Annotated in this window: 8 protein-coding genes and 1 pseudogene; all 9 read left to right on the top strand. The window is 61.2% G+C overall.

What is annotated here, in order from left to right; translation table 11 throughout:
* Window positions 1-409, top strand: a pseudogene (gene fliI / locus DBR24_RS21230) (flagellum-specific ATP synthase FliI); the annotation flags it as partial.
* Window positions 410-415: 6 nt separating this feature from the next.
* Window positions 416-865, top strand: a complete 450-nt coding sequence (fliJ, locus tag DBR24_RS21225) for a flagellar export protein FliJ (RefSeq protein ID WP_123465757.1) — start codon at window positions 416-418, stop codon at window positions 863-865.
* A gap of 95 nt (window positions 866-960) precedes the next feature.
* The gene (locus DBR24_RS21220) at window positions 961-1266 is read left to right on the top strand and encodes an STAS domain-containing protein (protein WP_128615729.1); all 306 of its coding nucleotides are present in this window, start codon (window positions 961-963) and stop codon (window positions 1264-1266) included.
* A 5-nt stretch (window positions 1267-1271) separates the two neighbouring features.
* A complete protein-coding gene (locus DBR24_RS21215) occupies window positions 1272-2975 on the top strand; it encodes a fused response regulator/phosphatase (protein ID WP_128615728.1) in 1704 nt (567 codons plus the stop codon).
* A gap of 31 nt (window positions 2976-3006) precedes the next feature.
* On the top strand, window positions 3007-3354 hold the full coding sequence (locus tag DBR24_RS21210) for an Hpt domain-containing protein (protein ID WP_128615727.1): 348 nt from the start codon (window positions 3007-3009) through the stop codon (window positions 3352-3354).
* Between the two features lie 106 nt (window positions 3355-3460).
* Window positions 3461-4819, top strand: coding sequence for a flagellar hook-length control protein FliK (locus DBR24_RS21205; protein WP_128615726.1), 1359 nt, complete (start codon window positions 3461-3463; stop codon window positions 4817-4819).
* A gap of 162 nt (window positions 4820-4981) precedes the next feature.
* A complete protein-coding gene (gene fliL / locus DBR24_RS21200) occupies window positions 4982-5485 on the top strand; it encodes a flagellar basal body-associated protein FliL (RefSeq protein ID WP_123465767.1) in 504 nt (167 codons plus the stop codon).
* Window positions 5486-5494: 9 nt separating this feature from the next.
* The gene (gene fliM / locus DBR24_RS21195) at window positions 5495-6463 is read left to right on the top strand and encodes a flagellar motor switch protein FliM (protein ID WP_003222890.1); all 969 of its coding nucleotides are present in this window, start codon (window positions 5495-5497) and stop codon (window positions 6461-6463) included.
* Between the two features lie 56 nt (window positions 6464-6519).
* On the top strand, window positions 6520-6909 hold a 390-nt coding region (gene fliN / locus DBR24_RS21190), incomplete at its 3' end, for a flagellar motor switch protein FliN (RefSeq protein ID WP_128615725.1).

Here is a 6909-nt window from a genome sequence, read left to right as displayed (position 1 = left end):
GTTCTACACTGTATTGTCCGAGGGCGATGACCAGCAGGACCCGATTGCCGACTCGGCGCGGGGTGTGCTCGACGGCCACATCGTGCTGTCCCGGCGTCTGGCCGAAGAAGGTCATTACCCGGCCATCGACATTGAAGCGTCGATCAGCCGGGTAATGCCGGCGGTGGTCGGCATCAAGCACATGAACCATGCGCAGATGTTCAAGCAATACTGGTCGCGCTATCAGCAGAGTCGCGACCTGATCAGCGTCGGCGCTTACGTGGCCGGGGGTGACCGCGAAACCGACACGGCGATCAATCTGCATCCGGCCATGACGATGTACCTGCGCCAGGGGCTCAACGACAACGTTAACCTGGGCTCCAGTGAAAACCATCTGGCTTCGCTCTTCGCCCCGGCTCCCGGCGGTTAACCAATCATGGCCCTGAGTCGAGCCGCGCGACTGGCGCCGGTGGTGGACATGGCCGAGAAGGCCGAGAAAGCCGCCGTGCAGCGCCTGGGGTATTTCCAGGGGCAGGTGAAAGTGGCGCAAAGCAAGCTCGCCGACCTCCACGCCTTTCGTCTGGATTATTCCGAGCAATGGATCGTGCGCGGCAGCACCGGGGTAACCGGGCAATGGCTGCTGGGCTTTCAAGGCTTTCTCGCGCAACTCGACACCGCCGTCGATCAGCAGCGCCAGAGTCTGGTCTGGCACCAGAACAACCTCGAGAAGGCCCGTGAGGCCTGGCAACAGGCCTTCGCCCGCGTCGAAGGCTTGCGCAAGCTGGTGCAGCGTTATCGCGAAGAGGCGCAGCGGGCCGAGGACAAGCGCGAGCAGAAGCTGCTGGACGAACTGGCCCAGCGCTTGCCACGCCATGATTCGTTTTAAATCGCTCCCCCATTTGATCCGGCCTCCAGCCTTGCCCCAAACCTGTCCAAGTGCTAAACCTTGTACACGTTCGTCAATGACAAGGAAGCCAGTCAATGTCAGTCGTTACAGAAGTCTCTGCGGATGGAAAAAAACTGACGATCTCGGTCAGGGGGCGTTTCGATTTCGGCCGGCACCAAGAGTTTCGCGAAGCCTACGAGAGGGTTGAAAAAAAACCCGGGTCCATTGTGGTTGACCTCAAAGAGGCCACCTATCTCGACAGCTCGGCGCTGGGCATGCTGCTTTTGCTGCGCGATCACGCCGGCGGCGATCACTCTGATGTACGGGTCGTCAACAGCAACTCCGACGTGCGCAAGATCCTCGCCATCTCCAATTTCGACAAACTGTTCGACATCAGTTGACGGCGATGCAGGCGCAAGAGCCGCTGACCATTCTGATTGCCGAAGACAGCGCCGCCGATCGCTTGCTGTTGTCGACCATCGTTCGCCGTCAGGGTCATGAAGTGCTGACGGCAGCCAACGGCGCCGAAGCGGTTGAAGTATTCCGTCAGCAGCAACCGCACCTGGTGCTGATGGACGCGATGATGCCGGTGATGGATGGGTTTCAGGCGGCACAGCAGATCAAGGTGCTGGCCGGGGAAACCCTGGTGCCGATCATCTTTCTGACCTCGCTCACCGAAAGCGAGGCGCTGGCGCGTTGTCTGGAGGCCGGTGGCGACGATTTTCTGGCGAAGCCTTACAACCAGGTGATTCTTGCCGCCAAAATCAAGGCGATGGATCGCTTGCGCCGCTTGCAGGCTACGGTCCTGCAACAGCGCGACTTGATCGCCCGACACCACGATTACCTGCTTAACGAACAACGCGTGGCCAAAGCGGTGTTCGACAAGGTCGCGCATTCCGGCTGCCTGAGTGCACCGAACATCCGCTACCTGCAATCGCCTTATGCGCTGTTCAATGGCGATCTGTTGCTGGCCGCGTACACGCCGGCCGGAGACATGCACGTCCTGCTCGGCGATTTTACCGGCCACGGTCTGCCGGCGGCGGTGGGCGCGATGCCTCTGGCCGAAGTGTTCTACGGCATGACCGCCAAAGGCTATGGCCTGGCCGAAACCCTGCGCGAAATGAATGCCAAGCTCAAACGCATCCTGCCGGTGGACATGTTCTGCTGCGCGACATTGTTGTGCCTGAGTTTTCAGCGTCGCTCGGTGGAGGTGTGGAACGGCGGCATGCCCGACGGGTATCTGCACCGGATTGCCACGGGCGAGCGTGAGCCGCTGGCTGCGCGTCATTTGCCGTTGGGGGTGCTGAGTCCGCAGGCGTTTGACGATCGTACGGAAGTGCACTCGATGGCGGTCGGTGATCGGGTGTTTCTGCTCTCCGATGGAGTCATCGACACCAGTGATGCCAACGATCAGTTGTTCGGCGTCGAACGCTTGCAGCGGGTGTTCGCCGCCAGTCGTGAGCCTGATCGGCTGTTTGACGATATCGAGCAGGCGCTGCGCGATTTTCGTGGTGAGGCACGTGACGATGTGAGCATGGTCGAGGTCAGTCTGCTGGCGCCGGTACAGGTTCGTCTGCCGGCTCCGGTGTATTCCGACAGCGGCCAATCCTGCCCGCTGGACTGGTCGGTGAGCTTCGAGTTTCGCGGCGCCACGCTCCAGCGCTTCAATCCTTTGCCCTATCTTTTGCAACTGCTTCTGGAGGTGCATGGCTTGCGGGCACAAAGCGGTGCGCTGTACAGCGTGCTTGCCGAACTGTATTCCAATGCGCTGGAACACGGTGTGCTCGGGCTCGATTCCAGCCTCAAGCGCGACGCCGAGGGTTTTGCTCGTTATTACCAGCAGCGCAACGCGAGGCTGGAGGCGTTGCAGGAAGGCTTCGTGCGCGTGCATTTGCAGGTGTTGCCGCACGGCGAGGGTGGTCGTCTGATCATTCGGGTCGAAGACAGTGGCAAGGGTTTCGATGTGGCCCGGATCATGGAGCGCCCCCTCGACGGCGTCCGTCTGTCGGGGCGAGGTGTCAGCCTGGTCCGGCAATTGGGGCATAACGCCAGTTGGTCGGACGAAGGTCGTAGTGCCCGCGTGGAGTTTTTCTGGGAGGTTCAGGCATAATCGGCGCAATTCTTGATCAAGGAGTGAACAAGTGACTGACAAACATGTGGATCGCGAGGCCTTGAGCCTCTTGCGCGAAGTCATGGAGGACGGCTATCCGGAACTGCTGGATACCTTTCTGGCCGATTCCGAAAGTCGCTTGCATGAGCTGCAAAAGACCGCTGATGCCAGGGTATTGTCCGAGGTTGCCCACAGTTTCAAGGGCAGCGCCAGCAACATGGGCGCTGTGCGCCTGGCAGAACTCTGTCATGAGCTGGAGGCCGAGGCCAAAGACAAGAGCCCCTCGGAAATTGCCAGACTGGTCGCTGATATCAGCAGCGAGTTCTGCGAAGTACGCCCGGTTTATGAAGACGAGCGGCAACACGCACTGACCCACTGAAAGCCGCCGTCCGGCGCTTTTATCGAGTGACGGGTGAAACTGGCCCGGCACTTGCAGTTATCTCGTCCAACTGTACCTACGATCCCAGTGCAGCGGAGACCGTGTTATGCCTGCGACCCCCAATATTCTTCTTCAGACCGCCGCTCAGGCCAAGGCGCAAGCCGCCTCGTCCAAAGCGCCGGCGACGGCCGCAGACGCCGGGGACAAGGCTTCGAGCTTCGCTCAGGTATTCGCCGATCAGGCCCCTGCCAAGCCCGCCGTGAGCGCCGACAACCCGGCGAAACCAGCGCGTGACAAGACGGCCGATAACAGCGGCAAAAAGGACGTCGGCCAAGACCAGTCTGCCGCCCCGCAACCGCCGGTTGCCGATAGCGGCAAAGCGTTGCCTGCCGACAAACCGGCAGCGAGTGACGACCAGAGCGCCAGCGACGACACCCGCGATACTGCGCAAACGCCGGTGGCCGATACCGCGCCAGTAGATCCGACACTGGATCCGGCGCTGGCCGTCGCCGTGCAGCCGGCGGTGACGCCGCCCGTCGTGCAGGCGCCAGTGGTTGCAACGCCGGCACCGGCAGCCAGCGAAGCGCCGGCGGTGGCGGTCTTGCCGAATGCGGTCAAAGACCCGGCGCCCGACAGTGCTTTCGACCCAGAAGCCGATCCGCTCGATGCATTGCCCGTCGTACGCATGGCGATGGAGCAGGGCGGGCACATTTCCGCCGCCAGCCAGGCCCAGCCGAAAGCCACGCCTGCGCAGGCTCAGGCTGATGGCGAGCTGACTTCGGCGCAGAACTTCGCCGCCGGCATGGCCAGCATGCTCGACGTGCAGGCCGACAAGGACAGCACCAGCCAGGGTGGCGAAAAAGCATTCAGCGGGCTGATCGAAGATGGCCTCAAAGACCTGAAAGCCGCCACCAGCGATACGCGTGTCGATGACTTCGCCAACCGTCTGGCGGCGCTGACCCAGGCGGCGACGCCGAAGACCGCGAACGCCGTTCCGGTGAATCAGCCGATCGCCATGCATCAGAGCGGCTGGACCGAAGAAGTGGTCAACCGCGTCATGTACCTGTCGAGCGCCAACCTGAAGGCGGCGGACATTCAATTGCAGCCCGCGGAACTGGGGCGTCTGGATATCCGCGTGAACATGGTGCCGGATCAGCAGACGCAAGTGACGTTCATGAGCGCGCACCCAAGTGTGCGTGAAGCGCTGGACGGGCAGATGCATCGCCTGCGCGACATGTTCACCCAGCAGGGTATGGGTCAGGTCGACGTCAACGTGTCCGATCAGGGGCGTGGCTGGCAGGGTCAAGGCCAGGAGCAGGCGCAGCAGGGCCAGACTGGGCGCACCAGCGCTGCGGGTGGTCGTCTGGACTCGGCTGAAGAAGAATTGACGCCGGCGGCTGTGGCGGAAGCGGCTGCTCAAACCACCAGCGTGATCGGCTCCAGCGCCGTCGACTATTACGCCTGATACACCCTCCCTGAAATCTGTGGGGGCTGGCAAGCCAGCTCCCACAGGCGCTTGCATCGATTCACCATTCCCTCTCGTCCTGTGCTCCGACACTTCTGGCATAACACTTGCTCTTGCCTTGCGGTGCGACTGTGAAAACCCGATTAGTGACGGATTATTGGCATGGCGAAGAGCGAAGCAGCAGCTGTAAAAGACCCCGCGACCAAAGGCAAACTCAAGATGATCATCCTGATCGTGGTGGCTCTGCTGCTGGCGATCGGTGTGTCCGTGGGCGCAACCTGGTACTTCATGCACAGTGCTCAGAGCAAACCTGCCGCAGCGGCCGAAGCCGCGCCGGTCGGCAAGCAGCCGGCGATCTTCGAGCCGATGGCGCCGGCGTTTGTCGCCAACTTCAACCAGAACGGCCGTCAGCGCTACATGCAGGTGAGCATCACCATGCTGGCGCGTAATCAGGCTGATCTCGAAGCGCTCAAAGTGCACATGCCGGTGATCCGCAACAACTTGGTAATGCTCTTCTCCGGTCAGGATTTCGCCACACTGGCGACCCCGGTCGGCCAGGAGATGCTGCGCCAGAAGGCCACAGCCAGCGTCCAGGAAGTGGCGCAGAAAGAGCTGGGCAAAGTGGTGATCGAACAGTTGCTTTTCACTAATTTCGTACTGCAGTAGGAACACGACATGGCCGTGCAGGATCTGCTGTCCCAGGATGAAATCGACGCGCTGTTGCATGGTGTCGACGATGGTCTGGTACAGACCGATAACGCTGCCGAACCCGGCAGTGTCAAAAGCTACGACCTGACCAGCCAGGATCGCATCGTCCGTGGACGCATGCCGACTCTGGAGATGATCAACGAGCGTTTTGCCCGTTACACCCGCATCAGCATGTTCAACATGCTGCGCCGCTCGGCGGACGTTGCCGTCGGTGGCGTACAGGTGATGAAGTTTGGCGAATACGTACACTCGCTGTACGTGCCGACCAGCCTCAACCTGGTCAAGATCAAACCGCTGCGCGGCACCGCACTGTTCATCCTCGACGCCAAACTGGTGTTCAAACTGGTGGACAACTTCTTCGGCGGCGACGGCCGTCACGCCAAGATCGAAGGGCGTGAATTCACCCCGACCGAACTGCGCGTAGTACGCATGGTGCTGGAGCAGGCGTTCGTCGACTTGAAAGAAGCCTGGCAGGCGATCATGGAAGTCAACTTCGAGTACATCAACTCGGAAGTGAACCCGGCCATGGCCAACATCGTCGGCCCGAGCGAAGCGATTGTGGTCTCCACCTTCCACATCGAACTCGATGGGGGTGGCGGTGACCTGCACGTGACCATGCCGTACTCGATGATCGAGCCGGTGCGCGAAATGCTCGACGCCGGTTTCCAGTCGGACCTCGACGATCAGGACGAGCGCTGGGTCAACGCCCTGCGTCAGGACGTGCTCGATGTCGACGTACCGATCGGCGCCACCGTGGCCCGCCGTCAGTTGAAGCTGCGCGACATCCTGCACATGCAGCCGGGGGATGTGATCCCGGTGGAAATGCCGGAAGACATGATCATGCGCGCCAACGGCGTACCGGCCTTCAAGGTCAAGATGGGCTCGCACAAAGGCAACCTCGCGTTGCAGGTGATCGAGCCGATCGAGCGTCGCTGAAGCGCCGCTCTTATTCCCACGCATTTAACTGAATTGTTGCCCGCCGAGGACAAATGATGAACGACGATATGAACGCCCAGGACGATCAGGCACTGGCTGATGAATGGGCTGCGGCCCTGGAAGAGACCGGTGATGGCAGCCAGGCTGACATCGACGCACTGCTGGCCGCTGACGCCGGTACGGCCAGCTCCAACCGTCTGCCGATGGAAGAGTTCGGCAGCGTGCCGAAGAACAACGATCCAGTGACGCTGGACGGTCCGAACCTGGACGTGATCCTCGACATTCCGGTGTCGATCTCGATGGAAGTCGGCAGCACCGACATCAACATCCGCAACCTGCTGCAACTGAACCAGGGGTCGGTGATCGAGCTCGATCGTCTGGCCGGTGAGCCATTGGACGTACTGGTCAACGGTACGCTGATCGCGCACGGCGAAGTGGTGGTGGTC

This window comes from Pseudomonas sp. HMWF006, from assembly GCF_003061205.1.
GTDB lineage: Bacteria > Pseudomonadota > Gammaproteobacteria > Pseudomonadales > Pseudomonadaceae > Aquipseudomonas > Aquipseudomonas monsensis.
This window is presented reverse-complemented; position numbering and strand designations above follow the sequence as displayed.

Excerpts from the sequence above, each read along its gene's own strand:
- fliL (WP_123465767.1), top strand. The coding sequence starts at position 4,982 with ATGGCGAAGAGCGAAGCAGCAGCTGTAAAAGACCCCGCGACCAAAGGC.
- fliM (WP_003222890.1), top strand. The coding sequence starts at position 5,495 with ATGGCCGTGCAGGATCTGCTGTCCCAGGATGAAATCGACGCGCTGTTG.
- DBR24_RS21220 (WP_128615729.1), top strand. The coding sequence starts at position 961 with ATGTCAGTCGTTACAGAAGTCTCTGCGGATGGAAAAAAACTGACGATC.
- DBR24_RS21215 (WP_128615728.1), top strand. The coding sequence starts at position 1,272 with ATGCAGGCGCAAGAGCCGCTGACCATTCTGATTGCCGAAGACAGCGCC.
- DBR24_RS21205 (WP_128615726.1), top strand. The coding sequence starts at position 3,461 with ATGCCTGCGACCCCCAATATTCTTCTTCAGACCGCCGCTCAGGCCAAG.
- fliJ (WP_123465757.1), top strand. The coding sequence starts at position 416 with ATGGCCCTGAGTCGAGCCGCGCGACTGGCGCCGGTGGTGGACATGGCC.